The sequence below is a fragment of the Embleya sp. NPDC050493 genome (assembly GCF_044458105.1).
Classification (GTDB): Bacteria; Actinomycetota; Actinomycetes; order Streptomycetales; family Streptomycetaceae; genus Embleya.
In genome coordinates, this window is record NZ_JBITHP010000004.1 from 441,441 (window position 1) to 458,758 (window position 17,318).

A 17,318-nucleotide genomic window follows, 5' to 3' on the forward strand; every position below is an offset into this window, starting at 1 on the left:
GATGTGCGACACCCACGACGACCCGGGCGGCGCGACCGCGCCGCCCGGACGCACGGACAGTGAGGACACCCCCATGCGCCTGGTCACCTACACCGTCGACGGTTCGTCGGCCCGCCTGGGCGCCGAGGACGGCGCCCACGTGATCGACCTCGTGGCACTCGCCGCCGCCTCGGGCACCGAACTCCCCGGCGACCTGCTCTCGTTCATCCGCGCGGGCGCCGAGGCGTTCGACACCGCACGGGACCTGCTGAGCGGCGACCCGGCCGGCCGACCCGCCGACGCCCTGCACGCGAGCGCCGACGTGCGGCTGCTGGCGCCGCTGCGGCCCGGGAAGATCATCGGCATCGGGCTCAACTACGTCGAGCACGTGGCCGAATCCAACCGCACCCTGGACACCGCGAAGGAACTCCCCGAGCGCCCGGTGCTGTTCGGCAAGCCCGCCACCGCCGTGACCGGCCCCGGCGCACCCATCCTGCACAACGGCAACCTCACCCAGCAGCTCGACTGGGAGTGCGAACTCGCCGTCGTGATCGGCCGGACCGCCTACAAGGTGAGCGAGGCCGACGCGTGGGACCACGTGTTCGGGTACAGCATCATGAACGACATCAGCGCCCGCGACCAGCGCCGCTCCGGGCAGTGGTTCTTCTCCAAGGGCCAGGACTCCTACGCCCCGTTCGGCCCCGCGGTGGTCACCGCCGACGACATCCCGGACGCGCAGGCGCTGGACCTGTCGCTGCGGGTCAACGGCGACGTCAAGCAGAAGTCCAACACCCGGCACATGCTCTTCGACATCCCGCGCCTGATCGCCGACATCTCCTCCGGGATGACCCTGGAGCCGGGCGACGTGATCTCCACCGGCTCCCCGTCCGGGGTCGGCGCGGCCCAGGTCCCCCCGCAGTACCTGCGCCCCGGCGACGTGGTCGAGGCGACCGTGGAGCGGATCGGCACCCTGTCCAACCCGGTGATCGACGCCCGCTGACGCGCGGCTCGCCCCCACCCTCGTTTCCGGTATTCAGCAGGAGGACCTCCGTGCGTCAACACCCCTACCGCATCGGCCAGATCGTGCCGAGCTCGAACGTCACGATGGAAACCGAGGTACCCGCGATCCTGCGGGCGCGCGAGACGGTCGCGCCGGAGCGCTTCACGTTCCACTCCAGTCGGATGCGGATGACGCACGTCACCCCCGAGCAACTCAAGGCGATGGACGCCGACTCCGACCGCTGCGCCGTCGAACTCTCCGACGCGCGGGTGGACGTGCTCGGCTACGCGTGCCTCGTGGCGATCATGAGCATGGGCCTGGGCTACCACCGGGTGTCCGAGGAGCGGCTGCACAGCCGGACCGTCGAGAACAACGCACCCGCGCCGGTGGTCACCAGCGCCGGCGCGCTCGTGCACGGGCTGCACACGATCGGCGCGCGCAAGGTCGCCCTGGTCGCGCCGTACATGTTGCCGCTCACCCGCACCGTCGTGGAGTACCTGGGCCACGAGGGCATCGAGGTGCTCGACTTCGAGGCGCTGGAGATCCCGGACAACCTCGACGTGGCCGCGCACGACCCGCTGCGCCTGCCGGGCATCGCCGAGCGGCTCGAATACGCGGACGCGGACGCCGTGGTGTTGTCCGCGTGCGTGCAGATGCCGTCGCTGGCCGCGATCGAGGAGGCCGAGCAGCGACTGGGCAAGCCGGTCGTCTCGGCCGCGGTGTGCACCGTGCACCAGATGTTGCGCGCGCTGGACCTGCCCGCCTTCGCGCCCGGCGCCGGCCACCTGCTGTCCGGGAAGTTCGCGGACGCCCCGGCCGCATCCTCGGGTGCCTCCTCCGTCGGCGCGGACTCGGCGACGTGACACCGGGCCGGGGCGACCGCGACCCCCTCGTGCAGCTGCCTGCCGGCACGCTGCGCGGTCGCACCGAGGACGGCCTCGCGGTGTTCCGCGGCATCCCGTACGCGGCCGCCCCGGTCGGCGACCTGCGCTGGCATCCGGCCCGGCCGCATCCGGGGTGGGACGGCGTGCGGGACGCGGCCGCGTACGGGCCGAGCGCGCCGCAGATCGGGCGGGTCGACGCGGTGCTCGGTGGCCACGGTGCGCCGCCGTTCGACGAGGACTGCCTCACCCTCAACGTCTGGACCCCGGGCCCGGACGACGCCCGCCGCCCGGTCCTGGTCTGGATCCACGGCGGCGGCTTCGTCAGCGGCTCCGGCACGTTGCCGATCTACGCGGGCGACACCTTCGCGCGCGACGGCGACCTGGTCGTGGTGAGCATCTCCTACCGGATCGGCGCGCTGGGCCACCTCCTCCTCGGCGCCGAGGAGGAGTGCGGCAACTTCTGGCTGACCGACCAGCTCGCCGCACTGCGCTGGGTCCGCGAACACATCGCGGCCTTCGGCGGCGACCCGGAGCACATCACCGTCGCCGGCCAGTCGGGCGGCGCCTTCTCCACGGCGGCACTGGCCGTGCACCCCGAGGGGCGCGGTCTCTTCCGGCGCGCGATCCTGCAGAGCCCGCCGTTCGGCGTGACCACGCCCGATCGGGCCCGGTCGCTGCGCACCACGGACGCGCTGCTGGACGTAGCCGGCGTCGCCGACATCGCGCAGCTGCGGGCGCTGCCGTGGGAGCGGCTGGTCGAGGCCACGATCGCGATGTTCGGTGTGCAGGCCCGCTGGGGGCGGTGGCCGGTGCCGTTCCTGCCGCTGATCGACGGCTCGACCATGACCCGGCACCCGCTGGCGGCACTGATCGACGGGGAGGGCGATCCGGATCTGGACATCCTGCTCGGTTGGACGGCCGACGAGGCGGGCTTCGCGTTCGGCGCGAACGACATGTACGCGAACGCCACCGCCGAGCAGGTCCGGGCGCGCTTCGCCGAGTCGTTCGGCGCGCGAGCGGGCGAGGCGTACCGGATCTTCGCGGCCGAGCGCCCGGATGCCGACCCGCTCGGACTGCTGACCGACCTGGTCTCCGACGAGCTGTTCCGACTGCCGGGGGCGGCCCTCGCACAGGCGCGCGCCGAGCAGGGGCGGCCGATCCGGGTCTACCAGTTCGACTACGCGACCCCCGCGTACGAGGGCCGGCTCGGCGCGGCGCACTGTCTGGAGCTGCCCTTCACCTTCCGCAACGCGGATCGCTGGGCACACGCGCCGTTCCTGGCCGGAGTCGAGCCGCAGATCCTGGACGAGCTGGGCACGGCGATGCACGACGCCTGGATCGCGTTCGTACGCACCGGCGACCCGAATCACGCCGGGCTGCCCGCGTGGGAGCGGTACACCACACCCGAGCGGGCGACCATGCGGTTCGCGGCGACGAGCACGGCCGGGACGGACCCGATCGGGGCGGCCAAGCGTGGGCTCCATGGCGGTGACGGAGCGGACGGGAGGGCCTGAGCAGGTCGGGGTCGGCGCATCGGGGGCGGTGGGTTCGCGCGCTTCGACCCTCGCGCCGGGCCGGTGGCCGGCGTGTCGGGGGCGGTCGGTTCGTGCGCGTGGGCCATCGTGGCGGGTGGGGCGATTTGCGCGCTTCGACCAATGATCGCCACGGTGGAATACTGGCACGCCGTTCCCCATGGAAGGAGGCCCTGGATGGGCTTCGGGCCCAAGTCCATGGCCACGCTCGGCAAGGCGATCACCGGCCGTGATCTTTCCGCCACGCATTCCGCCGGAGCATGGGGAGCATCCGCGGCACCCCGCATGCGCCGGGCCTTCGGGAGCCCCAGCCGGGCGGACATTCTCGTCGTGGTCGTGGCGATGGCCGTCGACCTGCTGGGCTACGCGGTCACCGTCCGCGGTCCCGGGCCCGGCGAGACGGCGGGCAACATCGCGTTCCTGGTCGCGTCGGCGCTGTGCCTGATCGCGCGTCGGCGCGCTCCGGTCCGGGTGCTGCTGCTGGTGCTCGTCCTCCAGGTGGGTCTGAACCTGTACAGCGACATCGGGCAACGCTTCGGCTTCACCTTGGCGGTCGCGTTGTACACCGTCGGGCTGTCCTGCCGGCCCAGGACGGTCGCCGCGGCCGCGGTGCTCACCATGGCCGCACAGACGTCCGGGTACCCCGACGCGGACGTGCCGCTCTTCTTCAGCGCCAGCGGCGATCTCGTGGCGACCGTGTTGGTCGTGGGCGCGAGCGTGGCGGTGCGGCACTGGCAGGGCCAGGTCGAGGTCAACCGCGAGCTGCTGGCCGAGCGTGCGCTGACCGAGGAGCGCCGGCGGATCGCCCGCGAACTGCACGACATCGTGGCGCACCACATCACCACGATGCATCTGATGTCCGGCGGCGCTCGGGCCAGCCTGGAACGCGACCTCGACGCCGCGCGCGGCGCGCTGCTCACGCTGGAGGCATCGGGTCGGGTCGCGCTGGACGAGATGCGCCAGCTGCTCGGCGTCCTGCGCAGCGACAAGGATCCGGAAACCGCGCCCTCGGCCCCACAGCCCGGCGTCGACGACCTCGACCGGCTGATCGCCGAATCCTGCCTGGCCGGCCTGCCGACCGAGCTCCGGGTGATCGGCACGCGCCGCGAGTTGCCGTTGCCGGTCGGCCTCGCGCTGTACCGGATCACCCAGGAGGCGCTCACCAACGCCCGCAAGCACGCCGGCAGCGGGGCCATGGCGCAGGTGCGACTGGAGTACCTGCCGGATGCGGTCGCCATCGAGATCCGTGACGACGGTGGCAGCCGCGGCGGTGACGGCGGGGGCTACGCGACGACCGGCGGTGGGCACGGGCTGCTGGGGATGCGCGAGCGGGTGGCGGTGCACGGCGGGTCGTTCGAGGCGGGGCACGTCGCGGGCGGTGGATTCCGGGTCGCGGCGAGCATCCCGGTGGCGGCTGTGGAACCGGTCGTCGAGCCGGTTGTGGGGCCGGTCGGTGGGTCGGGCGCGGGGACGGTCGCCGAGCCCGTTGTGCGGCAGGTGGCCGAGCCCGTTGCGCGGTCGGGCGGTGGGTCGGCCGGGGAGCCGGTCGGTGGCTCGACGGGGGAGCCGGGGGCGAGGGCCGTGCCCGCCGCGCTCACCCACCTGAGCCCGGTGGAGATCGAGCTGCTGCGCCTGATTGCCGCGGGCAGGGCAGGCGGCGAGATCGCCGAGGCGATGCGGATCGACGGCCCGACGGTCGCGCGGTACGAGAGCGAGCTGCTGGGCAAGCTGGCGCTTCGGGACCGTGCCCAGGCCGTGGTGGTGGCGTACGAATCCGGCCTGGTCCGGGTCGGTCACACCACCGCGACGCGCTGACGCCGACGGGTTCGCGGCGGTGACCTCGTGGCGGCGCGCTCGTGGTGCGCCCGTGGCGGGATGCGGGCACTTGTGCGTTCGCACCAAGGGTCGCCCTCGGGTTCGTCGTCACGGCCATGAGCCGGAGGGCCTCGTCGGCGTAGCGTGCCGGTACGCCGCCCGGCCCACTTGCGAAAGAGGTCCCATGACCGCAACCGTCGAACCCGCGTACTGGAATGCCCGCCTCGTCGAGCTGATCGCCGAATACGAGGTGCCGGGCGCGAGCCTGGCGTTTCTGCACGAGGGGGAGGTGCACTCCTTCGCCGCCGGAGTGCTCAACAAGGACACCGGAACGCCGGTCTCCACCGACTCGCTGTTCCAGATCGGCTCGGTCTCCAAGGTCTGGACGGCGACCCAGCTGATGCTGCTCGTCGAGCAGGGCCGGCTCACGCTGGACACGCCGGTCGTCGATCTGCTCCCCGAGTTCAAGGTCGTCGACGCCGAGGTGACCAAGACGGTGACCGTGCGGCACCTGCTGACGCACACCTCCGGCATCGACGGCGACCTGTTCACGGACACCGGGCGCGGCGACGACTGTCTGGAGAAGTACCTCGCGGCCTGCGCCGAGCTGACCCAGATCCACCCGATCGGGGAGTCGTTCTCGTACTGCAACTCCGGCTTCGTGATCGCCGGGCGGATCATCGAGCGGCTGACCGGCAAGACCTGGGACCAGGCGCTGCGCGAGCAGATATGCGAGCCCCTGGGCCTGACGCACACCTGGACGCTGCCGGAGGACGTGCTGCGCTTCGGCGCGGCGACCGGGCACGTCGAGGACGGCAACCCGACCCCGGTCTGGGGCCTGCCGCGGTCGATGGGGCCCGCCGGGCTGATCTGTGCGCGGGCGAGCGACGTGGTCGAGTTCGGCCGGGCCCACCTGGGCACCGAACTGCTGGCCGCGCCGGGCGAGATGACCGTGCCGCAGGTGCGCCTGCCGAACCCGTACACGCTCGCGCCGGAGTGGGGGATCGGCTGGATCCTCGACGAGTGGTCCGGGCACCGGGTGATCCTGCACGCGGGCAACACCATCGGCCAGTCCGCGATGCTCTGGGTCGTGCCGGACACCGGCACCGTGGTCTGCCTGCTGGTCAACGGCGGCGACTCCGGGGCGATCCAACGCGCGCTGGGCCGCGAGCTGTTCGCCGCGCTCGCGGACATCGAGATGCCGGAGCAGCTCGGCCCGCCCGAGACCCCGGTGGACGTGGACGTCACCGGGTACGTCGGGACGTACGAGCGGGTGGGCTGCCTCGCCAAGGTGAGCGTCAACGACGACGGCAAGCTGCACCTGCACATCGAGGTCACCGGCGCGCTGGCCGACATCTCGCCGGACATGCACTGGGACCTGGTACCCGTCGACGCGACCACCTTCGTGGGCCGCCGCGAGGGCAGCCCGCTGTGGGACAACGTGGTCTTCTACGAACTCGCGGACGGCTCCCGGTTCATCCACATGGGCGTACGCGCCACCCCGAAGACGGCCTGACCCCCCTACTTCGCCGGCCACCGCGCGGGTCACGCCCGCGCGGTGGCTCGGACGAAGCGGGCCCGGGGGGCGCGGCGCACGGCGAAGGCGTCTCCCCGCCGTTCGGCCCGGGGCGCATGACCCGGCGGTGGGCCGGCACCTCCACCGGGTGGCCCGGGAGCAGGGGCGGGGCCACCGAGATCCCGGCCTTCCTCCCCGTACCGACCCGCCGGCGAGGCGGCTGCGCCGCACCGGGACCCGGGCGGCGATCCGACCGGCGATACCCGACGCGGCGACGGCCCGCCGGGTGGTGCGGGTGCGGGTCCGGGCTTACGGTCGAACGAGTGGGCGGGAACACCGCCCGCGTGGGCGGCCCGCCGCCCCTCCCGCCGGACGGCGCCGCAGGGACGCGGCCCCGGCAGCGCAGGACCGCAGGACCCATCATGGCGAAACCGTACGCGTCACCCTCGCAGACCGCCGCGGCCTCCCAGCGAAGCGGCGGCAGTGGCGCCGCGCTCGCGGTGATCGCCTCGTGTCAGTTGATGGTGGTCCTGGACATCACCATCGTGAACATCGCCCTGCCGCACATCCAGCGCTCGTTGGAGTTCTCCACCACCAGCCTGTCCTGGGTGCTCAACGCCTACACGCTCACCTTCGGCGGCCTGCTGCTGCTCGGTGGGCGGGCCGGTGACATCCTGGGCCGGCGGCGGGTGTTCATCTTCGGTGTGTTGTTGTTCGCCCTCGCCTCGCTGCTCGGCGGATTCGCGCAAAGCGCCCCGCAACTGCTGGCCGCCCGAGCGATCCAGGGGGTCGGCGGCGCGATCGCCTCGCCCACCGCGCTCGCGCTGATCACGACCACCTTCGCCGAGGGCCCGGCCCGTAACCGGGCCTTCGGCGTGTTCGCCGCGGTCTCCGCAGGCGGCGGCGCGATCGGATTGCTGGCCGGCGGAATCCTGGTCGAGTGGCTGGACTGGCGGTGGGTGTTCTTCGTCAACGTGCCGATCGGCGTCCTCATCGCCCTGGCCACCCCGCGCTACATCCGCGAGTCCGAGCGACATCCGGGCCATTTCGACCTGCTCGGCGCACTGACCTCCACGCTCGGGATCAGTTCGCTCGTCTACGGCTTCATCCGCGCCGCGCAGGAGGGCTGGCGGGACGCCCTGACGCTGGCCGCGTTCGGGGCGGCCGTGGTGCTGCTCGCGCTGTTCCTCGTGATCGAGCGCAACTCCCGGCAGCCGATCACTCCGCTGGCGATGTTCGCCGACCGCAACCGGGCGGGCACCTACGGCATGATGTTGTGCCTGGCCGCGGCGATCTTCGGGATGTTCTTCTTCCTGACCCTGTTCGTGCAGGACATCCTGGGCTTCAGCCCGCTGCGGGCCGGTCTCGCGTTCCTGCCGATCAGCGCGGTGATCGCGGTGGGCGCGGGCGTCACCTCGCAACTGTTGCCGCGTTTCGGACCCAAACCGTTCATGGTCGTCGGCGCGCTCCTGGCGGCGGCCGGTCTCGCCTGGCTCACCCGTACCGACATCCACAGCACCTACGCCGGGAGCATCCTGGGGCCGACGCTGGTGTTCGGCGTGGGCATGGGCATGCAGTTCGTGTCACTGACGCTGATGGCGGTGTCCGGCGTCGCCGCCCGGGACTCGGGTGCGGCGTCCGGCCTGCTGAACGCGATGCAGCAGGTGGGCGGATCGCTCGGACTGTCCATCCTGGTCACCGTCTTCGGCACGGCAAACCGCAACGAGGCCAAGGAACAGGTGCCCGAGTTCCTCGCGCAGGCGAGCCCGGCCGAGCGGGCGAACTTCGAGCGCACGGGCGAACTGCCCGCCCCGTGGAGTCACCAGGTGCTGACCACGGGCATCTCCGCGGCCTTCGTGGTGGCCGCGATCTTCGCGGTGATCGCCGCGGTGGTCGCCCTGTTCGTCATCCAGGTGCGTGCCTCGGACCTGGAACGACTGCGCGGCGGAGGCCCCGGGCCGACCGGGTGACCCGCCGCCGATGACGACGGATGCGGCGCCGTCGTGGTCGGTGGTGCGCTCGTCTCCGGCACCGGGGGGATGCGGTGCGCGTGGGCGGCTTCGCCGCATCCCCCGGGGCAGGCACGGGCGTGCCGGGCGCCTATGCGGCGGACTTCAGCCAGTCCTCGTAGGTGATCTCGCCGAGGACGGCACCGTCACCCGGTACGAGCGTCGACTCGTCGGGTACGGCCCCGAAGTAGTGCGCAAGCGGGTCGGTGACCACCTCGCGCGGATCGCCCCAGGTCGCCAACGCCTTCCGGAAGAACTCGTCCATCCGGTACCGCGTGGGGCCGGCGATCTCGATCATCGTGTTCAGCGGCGTGCCGACCGCGATCCTGCCCACGTTCCGCGCGACATCGTCGCCCGCGATCGGCTGGAAGGCCACCGGCGCGATGTGCACCTCGTTGCCGGTCGTCGCCTCGTCGGCGATCCGCCGGGCGAACTCGTGGAACTGCGTCGCGTGCACGATCGAGAACGGGATCGACGATTCCCTGATCAGCTGCTCCTGGGCGATCTTCGCCCTGAAGTAGCCGATGTCGGGGCGCCGGTCGCTGCCCACCACCGACAGAGCGATGTGGTGGCCCACGCCGGCCTCCTTCCCGGCAGCCAGCAGGTTGCGGGTGGAGGTGGTGAAGAACTCCAGTACCGCGGCGTCCTCGAAGGACGGGGAGTTCGACACGTCGACGACCACGGACGCGCCCGCCAGGACCTCGGCCAGCCCCTTGCCGGTAAGTGTGTCGACGCCGGTGTTCGGCGCTGCCGCGACCGCCTCGTGTCCGTGCTCGCCCAGCTTCGTCACGAGCTTCGAGCCGATCAGGCCGGTCCCTCCGATGACCACGATCTTCATGCCAGGCCCTCCTGTTCGCCGGGACTTTGTCCGCGCCCGGTCGTCAGCTAAGACCGGACACCCCGAGCGGCTGTGACAACTCCGCCGAAAAAACTCGTGCCGCGCGGATCTCGGGCGCCCGTGTCACAGACACCGACGACGTCGCCTACCGCTGCTGACGATGGTGCAGATGGCGGGTGTGCCGGTTCTCGCCGCCGGGGTGCCGGCCACCGCGAACGACTCCGACTACCGGCTCATCACCGTCGCAGCCGTCCTCCTGGTCGTCATCACCTTCCCCGCCGCGTCCCGGCGCCACTGAACGCCCACCGGAACAGCGCGACGACACCCCCGAGCCCCTCGACGATCGGCGAACGAAAAGCCGGTGGCGGGTCCTGGGCCACGCGGCCCGCTCAGTCCTGTCCGGTGTACAGGCGCAGCGTGATCGGGCCGGCGGCGAGGGCGATGACGGCGGTCGCGGCGAGGGACCAGGCGACCGCGGCGCCGGTGTCGCCGGTGTCGTTCATCAGGTCCCGGGCCGCGGTCGCGACATGGCTGAGCGGATTGACGTCGACGAACGCCCGAAGCCAGCCGGGCATGGTGCTGGGCGGCACGAACACGTTGCTCGCGAACGAGAGCGGCATGAGTACGGCGTTGGCGACGCCGACGACCACGGCCGGGTCGCGCACGGCCGGCGCGAGCGCGGCCCACACCAGGGACAACGCGAGTCCGAAAGAGACGACCAGAGCGACCGCGGCGAGTACGCCCGGCGCTCCGCCGTCGGGGCGGTAGCCCATCGCCAGACCGAGGCCCACCACGATCACGGACGCGAACAGGTAGCGGGCGGCGTCGCTGAGCAGGCTGCCGACGACGAAGGCGCCGCGCCAGACCGGCAGCGCGCGGAAGCGGTCGAAGGCGCCGCTGCGTACGTCCTGGGCGAGGCGGGCGCCGCCGTACATGGTCACGACGGCGATGCTCATGCTCAGCACGCCGGGCAGCAGGTCGGTCAGGTAGTCGCCGGTCGAACCGCTCAGGGCGCCGCCGAACAGGTACGTGAACAACACGGTGAACAGGATCGGGATCGCGGCCGCGTCCACGAGTTGCTTGGGATCGTGTCCGAGCTTGAACAGGGCCCGCACGCCGAAGGCGGCGGAGGCGGTGAGCGCTCCGGCACGGCGGCGTTCGCGACCCTCGGCGAGCAGCACGTCGATCGGGTCGACTCCCGATGCGGTGGGCGTCGTCGCGGTGGCGGGGATGCTCATGTGCACGCGTCCTCGTGGTCGGCGGCCGGGCCTGCCGTACGGCCGGTCAGTGCGAGAAAGGCCTCGTCCAGGCTGGGGCGGCCGAGGGAGAAGTCGGCGATCCCGACCCCGGCGTCGGCGAGCCGGGTCATGGCGTACCCGACCCGGCGACCCACGTCGGTTGCGCCGGCGGTTCCGGTCGGGGTGGCGAGCAGCATGGACAACGCCAGTGGGTCGGCGGCGAGTCGGACCGTCCCCGCCAACGCCTCGGCCAGTACCCGCCGTGCCGTCGGGCGCTGTTCGCCGTCGAGGAGCCGCAGGTGCAGGGTGTCCGCGCCGACGCGCGCCTTGAGCTCGGCGCTGGTGCCCTCGGCGACGATCCGCCCGTGGTCGACGACCGCGATCCGCTCGGCGAGTCGGTCGGCTTCCTCGAGGTATTGGGTGGTGAGCAGCACGGCCGTTCCGGCGGCGGCGACCCGCTGGACCAGTTCCCACACCCGGTTGCGGCTGCGCGGGTCCAGACCGGTGGTCGGCTCGTCGAGGAACAGCAGGTCGGGAGTGGTGATCAGGCCCGCGGCGATGTCGAGCCGGCGGCGCGTGCCGCCCGAATAGACTCCCTCCTGCTGAACGCCACCGCGACCCAGATCCCGCGACCCGACGACGACCCCCACGACTTCGGGCCCCCACGCCTGGAACGCCTCATCCAACGCGGCCAGCACACCGGCGACTTCGACCCCGCCCTCCCCGCCGCCTGGCTCGCCGCAGCCATCTTCGGCCTCCAACACACCGCCGTGGCACAGATCGCCGGCGAACGCCTGGCGGCCGACGAGGCGGAAGCCCTGTGCCTGGCCGGCGCCCTGCGCCTCTGCGGCGCGGCGCCCAAGGGCGCGACCGAGTAGTACGGGCGGTCCGATCGCACACAGGACGGCGGTGACGATCGCGGTCCCCACCGCGGCCCCGAACGATGCGCTGCTCGCGCGGGAGGCAGCGTGGTGGCTCAGCCGCCGAGCGAGTCGGTCACCAGTGTGAGGACGGTGTCGGTCAGGGCGCAGGTGTCCAGCGTGGCGCTGCCCTTGTTCGACTCCTGGCTGACGTCCACGCTGACGAGTTGGGCGTCCCACGCCGTGGCGGATGTCTCGCGGACGTAGGTCAGCGACGCGATGCAGAACGATGTCCTTTTGGCGTCGGACAGTTCGATGCCGTTCATGCCGCGCACCGAGATCGGCTTGGAGTCCGAGGCCACCTGCTCGGCGTCACGCTTGTAGGTGATCGCGACGGTGTAGGTCGAGTCGCCGTTCACCAGATCGATCGAGCAGCGGTAGGGCAGGTTGCGGCTGGTGCCCCGGTACGTCCAGCCCTGGACTTTGGGAGCCGACGCGTCGATCGAGTTGCACGGGTCCTTGCCGATGAGTGTGTGTCCGGTCGGGGCCGTCGCGCGCGGCGCCAGTTTGGTGACCTTCGGGGCGATGAGGACCGCGTACGACTTGGCCGTCGCGCAGCCCTCGGCCCACGGTGCCTGGTCCGATCCCTTGTTGGGGTAGTGCCGGTTGACTTGCACCGCCGCCCCGAACCCGGTGTCCCCGAAGGGGAGGGTGACCGTGCAGGTGTTGGCCGACGCGGACGCCTGCTCCTGGAAGAGCGCGACGCCGTCCACCGGGACGGGGGTCAGCTTGGCGCGTTCCTCGGCGGTGAGCGGGACGCCCAACTCGACCCGGAACCGCACACTGAGGTCGGTCGCACCGCCGTTGCTCGCCACGATCTGGCACTCGGTGAACTTCTGGGCCTGGCGTGTCGTCTCGACGACGACCGAGCCGAAACGCTTCGGGAACTCACGGTCGAGCATCGCGCAGGGGTCCGTCGCCCGGATCTGCGACATGAGCGGGACGGTCGCCTCGCGGGTCTCGGCTTCCGCGGAGGTGGCGGGGACCGCGTCGGCTCTCGACCCGGATCCGCCGGCGGGTGAGGCAGGGGGTGCGGTCGAGTCCCTTTTCGCGTTCGGGCCGGCACCGGGGGGCGTACTCGAACCCAACCGACTGCCTGCGGCGCCCTCGCTTTTGTTCCCCGAGTCGTCGCCGTCCGCCCACTGGAGGGGGAGAACGATCGCAAGTGCCGTCGCGGCAACGGCCGCGACAGCGCCGATCACGAACTTGCGGCGCGGGGCTGCCGGCTTCTCGGGCGCGGGCGCCGGTGCGGGTGCGGGCGGCGAGCCGGGCAAGACAGGGGCAGGGAGCATCATCGGAGGCATGCGCGGAGGGGCCGGGATACCGCCCGGGACACCATCCTCGGCCCTGCTGTCGGTCCCGAGGGCAGCGAGGCGTTCACGTACCTCCACCGCGCTCTGCGGCCGGTCCTCGGGCGCCTTGGCCAGCAACGCGAGAATCAGCTGCCGCAAGTCCTCCGGCAGCCCCCGCCGTTCCGGACCCGGTGGACTGGGCAGCGCGGTCAAGTGCTGCATGGCGATGCCGTACATGGACTCGGCGTGGAACGGCGGCCGCCCGTCGACCAGGGCGTACAGCAGGCAGCCCAGTGAGTACAGGTCGCTGCGGTGGTCCGCCTTCTCGCCGCGCGCCTGCTCCGGGGACATGTAGTGCGGGGTGCCCAGGATCGCGCCGGTAACCGTCATCGGCGTGTGCCCGGCGTCCGGTTCGACGATTCGGGCGATGCCGAAGTCGAGTACCTTGACCGACCCGTCGGTACACAGGAACACGTTGGCGGGTTTGATGTCGCGGTGGACCACACCGCGCGCGTGCGCGTGTTCGAGCGCGGTGCACACCGCGCTGCCCCAGGCCACCACGTCGGCGACCGGCACCGGAACTCCGGTCATGAGACGGGCATTCAGCGCGGTGCCGGCGAGCAGTTCCATCACCAGGTAGGGCGTCATCCGCCCGCCGACCTCGGCCCGCCCGAAATCGTGCACGGTCACGATCGCCGGGCTGCCCAGCGCACCCACGATGCGCGCCTCGCGCTCGAAGCGGTCGGGCGCGCCGCCGGGGTTCGCGGCGTACGACAGCAGCTTGACCGCGACATCCCGCCCGATGCGCTCGTCGCGGCAACGCCACACATCGCCCATCCCACCGCTGCCGATACACACGACGCAGCGGTAGCGGCCGTCGAGGAGCAGACCTTCCACGGTGAATCCCCCGGTAGTGGTTCGAGCGCCCATCGCGGCCGCGCCGCGATCAGGGTACGGGCACCGCGGGAAGCCCCCTCAGCCCGGGGCGCAGCGCCTCCGCAGCCCACGCCCGCCGCGAATCCCGCGGTCTCCGCCTCGGTCGATCCCGCGCGGACGGGCGACTCGATCGACGACACCCCGGCGGTCGCCGAGTACCGCGAACCGGGAGGCGATCGACAGCCACAGACCCCGTCAACGACGAACACCCGCCTCGGCCGAAGCCATGCACGGGTGCCGATCGACGCAGCCCCGAAACCAAGGATCGTGGGGCAATGATGTGTGTCCGAGGGGGGACTCGACCCATATCCCCAACCGCTCCACCTGAGCGGATCCTTCGCACCCGTTGCTGCGTCCCACGCTAGCGCTGCCATCTGCGATGGCGCGTCACCCACAGGCGTGAACCTCGCCCAGCCGTGGAGCCGGCCATGAACGGCCCTGTGAACACTCAGGCGTCCTCACCCCTACGCGCCGTCACCTGGATCATGGGCGCCGTCATCGGCCTCACCTTCCTCTTCGGCTTCGGAAACGTCTGGGCGCTTGCGCTGCGCCTTGAGGTAACGCCTTGGGTGGCACCGCTCGTTGCCCCGGCCGTGGACCTGTCGATCCTGGGCCTGCTCCTCGCCGTCCGACACCTCGCACTCACCGAAGCTCCACCCGAGCAACTGCGCCCGGCGAGGCGATAACTGGTCTTCCTCAAGCATGATCACCCTCGCCCTGAACGTGGCCGAACCGGTCATCGCCGGGCAGTACGGCAAGGCTGCTTTCGACGCGGTCGGGCCGTTGCTCTTGATCGGCTGGTCAGAGGTGGGTCCGGGGCTGCTCCAGCACTTGAAGCCGCAAAACTCACAACTGGCCCCGGTGCCGGACCAGTCGACGCCGGCGAGTGCTCTACCTCCGGCCCGCACGGAGTCTCCCGTTGGCGGCGATGGTTCGTGGTGCCTGGATCCACAAGAATTCGTGGTGGTGAACGGCGGTACGACGAACACTTCCCGGCTCTTGGAGCAGGCTCGCCGGGAGGATGCTCTGCATTGGGCGAGCCATCACCGACCCATCTCCGCGGAGACACTACGAAAGAGACTCCACATCGGGGCCGGCAAGGCCAGAACGCTCGTGACAGATCTCCGGCGCGAGAACACGCACCGCGTGAGTGGTGTCGCACGCGGTTCTCTGACAGCGTCGGCCTGAGGGTCGATCCAGGGGACCATCTTCGGCAGCTGGCCCTCGCACGCGTGCGGTGGCGGCGGCGGGCGCGGGCTGCCATGTGCTCGTTGGGCTTGCCGCGTCGATGCCGGATCACGGCGACCTGTCCCGAGGAATGCCTCCAAAGTCGGGTAGGCGACTCCGCCGCTGGTGATCCCGACGACGCAGCTCAGCGAAGCCCACGCGTCCGCAATACTGCGACGAACGGCAGGGCCCGGGCCATCACCCCTCCGGGGCCTCGTGGCCACACGCCGCAACACAGCCACGGTGCCAACGCGTCATCGCCTCCACCATTGTGAGCGACGCCGTGCAAACCAGTTCTCGGTTGGCGCATCCTCGACAGCCGGCCGAGGTGTCGGCTGACTTCGATACTCACGCTCGGCCTTGTACGGGCTCCAGTCGCCCAGGTGCGGGCGCAGGTCGTCAGGGCCCGGTTCGAAGTCGAACGGCGTGCACTCGAGCCCCGACTCCGACGTGGGATCGAGGCGGTCCGCTTGGCGGCGTCCCCAGGCGATCCATTGCCGGAGCGTGTCCGAGCGATCCGACTCCGTGCAGTGCGCGGCGCGTTCTTCGAAGGCGTTGCACAGTGCGCGTATCTCCATAGCGGTGTGCCAGGCTTCGAGCGCGTTCCCGAACGCCTCGCGGCGATGAGCGACTGTGGCCTTCTTGCGCGCCTTGCGCATGGCCTCTTCCCAGCCGGCCTGTCGAGCCTGGTCCTCGCGCCGTTGCCGCTCAAGCCATTCCTCGTGCTTCTTGAGCCACGCGAGATGAGCCTGGTGCTTGGCTTCGGCCGCGGCTTCAAGGTCGTTGAAGAGTGTGCCGACCTGCTTCTCGAGTGGGTGCCGCTTGGTGTCGGCCCATTGGTGGGCAGGTGTGGTCGTGTACGCGTCGGCCCGCGCTTCCAGCCTCAGACGCCCGGACGGGACGTGATCGAACTCGGGTAGCCGCTCCCAGCTGAAGCGCCGTTGCCGACGTCGTTCCTCCGCCGTGGACACGTGTGGGACTTTGTCCTTCTCTTCAACGAACACCAACTCGCATTGGTAGTTGTTGACGTTCAGGATCGGCGTCGGGTGCTTGCGCTTCCGTGGCACCGACAGTCGGTGGCCCCGTTCCTGTGCCTCGTCCGCGACCAGTCGAAGTACCTCCAGCGCGCGGGGTAGCACCTCCTCGGACACCGGGTACTTGGTCGGATCGTTCCGCATGGCTGCAACGACGGCACCGACTTCGGTAATGACGCGGCTGCGGCTGAGCCGCTCCCGGTTCCAGGAGGTCTCGTCGGGATGCGCGTCCTCGGCCAGCTGGATGACTAGCGTCCCGCTGTCCCGGCCGGTGTGCCGCAGATGATGCCCCTTGGGCACCAATCCTGCGCGTTTGGCCAGGTTGATGGTTCGGCGCAAAGCGGCCCGCGTTTCAGCGTCCGGATCCTCGATGCGCAGCGTGCCCCCGGCCGCTTTGACCCGGTCGACCAGATCCCGTGCGGCAGCTGGTGTCGCGCCCCTGATACGGGCGCCGGTAGGCGCCGTAGGTCCGGAAAGGCGTGAAGACTCCGGTTGAGCGAGCGGCTTGGGGGCGGCGCCAGGACGGGGGACGCTCGCAGTCCGGCGGCCGGCGGTCGGCTGCTGTCGGGGCGCCGGTTCCGGGCGATCCGGATGATGGCCGTGCTCGAGGCGGAACCGTCCGGCGTCGGTGATCGACGCCCGGAACACTCCGCCGCGTTTGCTGACCGTCACCAGCCCGCGGTTGCTCAGCGCGTACGCCGACTGCCGGTACGGCAGATCAGCGGCGGCGCTGAGGTCTGCCCCCGCACCGACGCGCTTGAGCAGTTCGTGTTGGGCGGAGTTCAGCGGATCCCACTTGCGCATGATTCCAGGCTGACACCGAAGAGAGACACAGCGGCAGCACTTCGCATAAAGAGCGTGCGCACCTCTGCGCCACCTCCGGGTCACTGTACCTGGCAATGGCTCGCGCGCCTTGCCTGATAGCTGCCGTCGCATGGACACAGACAGCATGCGGAGCGTGGTCGGCACGCGTTGCCCGGACGCCCGTTGTTCGCGTCGCTGGCGGCTCGGTCGCCAGCGGACCTGACGTGCCGCCTTGGCCGCGTCCGGGGAGCGTATGCGCAGATCCGCGCCGGCAAAGACAAAACCAGACTATCG

Annotated in this window: 14 protein-coding genes; 9 read left to right on the forward strand and 5 right to left on the reverse strand. The window is 71.3% G+C overall.

The genetic code is table 11. The annotated features are described in order from the left end of the window. The first annotated feature begins 1 nt into the window (after position 1). From ACIBM5_RS11815 to ACIBM5_RS11840, 6 genes are all read left to right on the forward strand, one after another. Positions 2–979 carry a fumarylacetoacetate hydrolase family protein gene (locus ACIBM5_RS11815; RefSeq protein WP_396006690.1) on the forward strand — a complete coding sequence of 326 codons (978 nt, stop codon included), beginning with the start codon at positions 2–4 and terminating at the stop codon, positions 977–979. 50 nt (positions 980–1,029) lie between these two features. Then, complete coding sequence (locus tag ACIBM5_RS11820) at positions 1,030–1,842, forward strand: Asp/Glu racemase (RefSeq protein ID WP_396006692.1); 813 nt, start codon at positions 1,030–1,032, stop codon at positions 1,840–1,842. Positions 1,843–1,871: 29 nt separating this feature from the next. Then, on the forward strand, positions 1,872–3,377 hold the full coding sequence (locus ACIBM5_RS11825; protein ID WP_396006693.1) for a carboxylesterase/lipase family protein: 1,506 nt from the start codon (positions 1,872–1,874) through the stop codon (positions 3,375–3,377). Between the two features lie 195 nt (positions 3,378–3,572). Then, on the forward strand, positions 3,573–5,210 hold the full coding sequence (locus tag ACIBM5_RS11830) for a hybrid sensor histidine kinase/response regulator transcription factor (protein ID WP_396006694.1): 1,638 nt from the start codon (positions 3,573–3,575) through the stop codon (positions 5,208–5,210). A gap of 184 nt (positions 5,211–5,394) precedes the next feature. Further along, the gene (locus ACIBM5_RS11835; RefSeq protein WP_396006696.1) at positions 5,395–6,726 is read left to right on the forward strand and encodes a serine hydrolase domain-containing protein; all 1,332 of its coding nucleotides are present in this window, start codon (positions 5,395–5,397) and stop codon (positions 6,724–6,726) included. Positions 6,727–7,148: 422 nt separating this feature from the next. Then, entirely contained in the window at positions 7,149–8,696 is a 1,548-nt protein-coding gene (locus tag ACIBM5_RS11840) for an MFS transporter (protein ID WP_396006697.1), read from the forward strand. Between the two features lie 130 nt (positions 8,697–8,826). On the opposite strand, the gene ACIBM5_RS11845 is transcribed toward ACIBM5_RS11840, so the two are convergent. Further along, positions 8,827–9,573: an SDR family oxidoreductase gene (locus tag ACIBM5_RS11845; RefSeq protein WP_396006698.1), complete on the reverse strand. Its 747-nt coding sequence runs from the start codon at positions 9,571–9,573 to the stop codon at positions 8,827–8,829. Positions 9,574–9,742: 169 nt separating this feature from the next. Between ACIBM5_RS11845 and ACIBM5_RS11850 the strand changes: the two genes are divergently transcribed. Then, on the forward strand, positions 9,743–9,871 hold the full coding sequence (locus ACIBM5_RS11850) for a hypothetical protein (RefSeq protein WP_396006700.1): 129 nt from the start codon (positions 9,743–9,745) through the stop codon (positions 9,869–9,871). 91 nt (positions 9,872–9,962) lie between these two features. Here the strand turns inward: ACIBM5_RS11850 and ACIBM5_RS11855 are convergent, their stop codons facing one another. From ACIBM5_RS11855 to ACIBM5_RS11865, 3 genes are all read right to left on the reverse strand, one after another. After that, complete coding sequence (locus tag ACIBM5_RS11855) at positions 9,963–10,811, reverse strand: ABC transporter permease (RefSeq protein WP_396006701.1); 849 nt, start codon at positions 10,809–10,811, stop codon at positions 9,963–9,965. Continuing rightward, positions 10,808–11,572 (reverse strand): AAA family ATPase, encoded by a 765-nt coding sequence (locus ACIBM5_RS11860; protein ID WP_396006702.1) that lies wholly within the window; start codon positions 11,570–11,572, stop codon positions 10,808–10,810. The genes ACIBM5_RS11855 and ACIBM5_RS11860 overlap by 4 nt, the downstream gene beginning before the upstream one ends. Before the next feature lie 215 nt (positions 11,573–11,787). Continuing rightward, positions 11,788–13,920: a protein kinase gene (locus ACIBM5_RS11865; protein WP_396006703.1), complete on the reverse strand. Its 2,133-nt coding sequence runs from the start codon at positions 13,918–13,920 to the stop codon at positions 11,788–11,790. 467 nt (positions 13,921–14,387) lie between these two features. Here ACIBM5_RS11865 and ACIBM5_RS11870 point away from each other — a divergent pair, with 467 nt between their 5' ends. Both ACIBM5_RS11870 and ACIBM5_RS11875 read left to right on the forward strand, forming a co-directional pair. Then, positions 14,388–14,645 carry a hypothetical protein gene (locus tag ACIBM5_RS11870; RefSeq protein ID WP_396006704.1) on the forward strand — a complete coding sequence of 86 codons (258 nt, stop codon included), beginning with the start codon at positions 14,388–14,390 and terminating at the stop codon, positions 14,643–14,645. A gap of 16 nt (positions 14,646–14,661) precedes the next feature. Then, on the forward strand, positions 14,662–15,147 hold the full coding sequence (locus ACIBM5_RS11875) for a hypothetical protein (RefSeq protein WP_396006705.1): 486 nt from the start codon (positions 14,662–14,664) through the stop codon (positions 15,145–15,147). A 293-nt stretch (positions 15,148–15,440) separates the two neighbouring features. Here the strand turns inward: ACIBM5_RS11875 and ACIBM5_RS11880 are convergent, their stop codons facing one another. Then, entirely contained in the window at positions 15,441–17,024 is a 1,584-nt protein-coding gene (locus ACIBM5_RS11880) for a hypothetical protein (protein WP_396006706.1), read from the reverse strand. Between the last annotated feature and the right edge of the window lie 294 nt (positions 17,025–17,318).

Excerpts from the sequence above, each read along its gene's own strand:
- ACIBM5_RS11815 (WP_396006690.1), top strand. The coding sequence starts at position 2 with ATGTGCGACACCCACGACGACCCGGGCGGCGCGACCGCGCCGCCCGGA.
- ACIBM5_RS11830 (WP_396006694.1), top strand. The coding sequence starts at position 3,573 with ATGGGCTTCGGGCCCAAGTCCATGGCCACGCTCGGCAAGGCGATCACC.
- ACIBM5_RS11835 (WP_396006696.1), top strand. The coding sequence starts at position 5,395 with ATGACCGCAACCGTCGAACCCGCGTACTGGAATGCCCGCCTCGTCGAG.
- ACIBM5_RS11840 (WP_396006697.1), top strand. The coding sequence starts at position 7,149 with ATGGCGAAACCGTACGCGTCACCCTCGCAGACCGCCGCGGCCTCCCAG.
- ACIBM5_RS11845 (WP_396006698.1), bottom strand. The coding sequence starts at position 9,573 with ATGAAGATCGTGGTCATCGGAGGGACCGGCCTGATCGGCTCGAAGCTC.
- ACIBM5_RS11850 (WP_396006700.1), top strand. The coding sequence starts at position 9,743 with ATGGCGGGTGTGCCGGTTCTCGCCGCCGGGGTGCCGGCCACCGCGAAC.
- ACIBM5_RS11855 (WP_396006701.1), bottom strand. The coding sequence starts at position 10,811 with ATGAGCATCCCCGCCACCGCGACGACGCCCACCGCATCGGGAGTCGAC.
- ACIBM5_RS11870 (WP_396006704.1), top strand. The coding sequence starts at position 14,388 with ATGAACGGCCCTGTGAACACTCAGGCGTCCTCACCCCTACGCGCCGTC.
- ACIBM5_RS11875 (WP_396006705.1), top strand. The coding sequence starts at position 14,662 with ATGATCACCCTCGCCCTGAACGTGGCCGAACCGGTCATCGCCGGGCAG.
- ACIBM5_RS11880 (WP_396006706.1), bottom strand. The coding sequence starts at position 17,024 with ATGCGCAAGTGGGATCCGCTGAACTCCGCCCAACACGAACTGCTCAAG.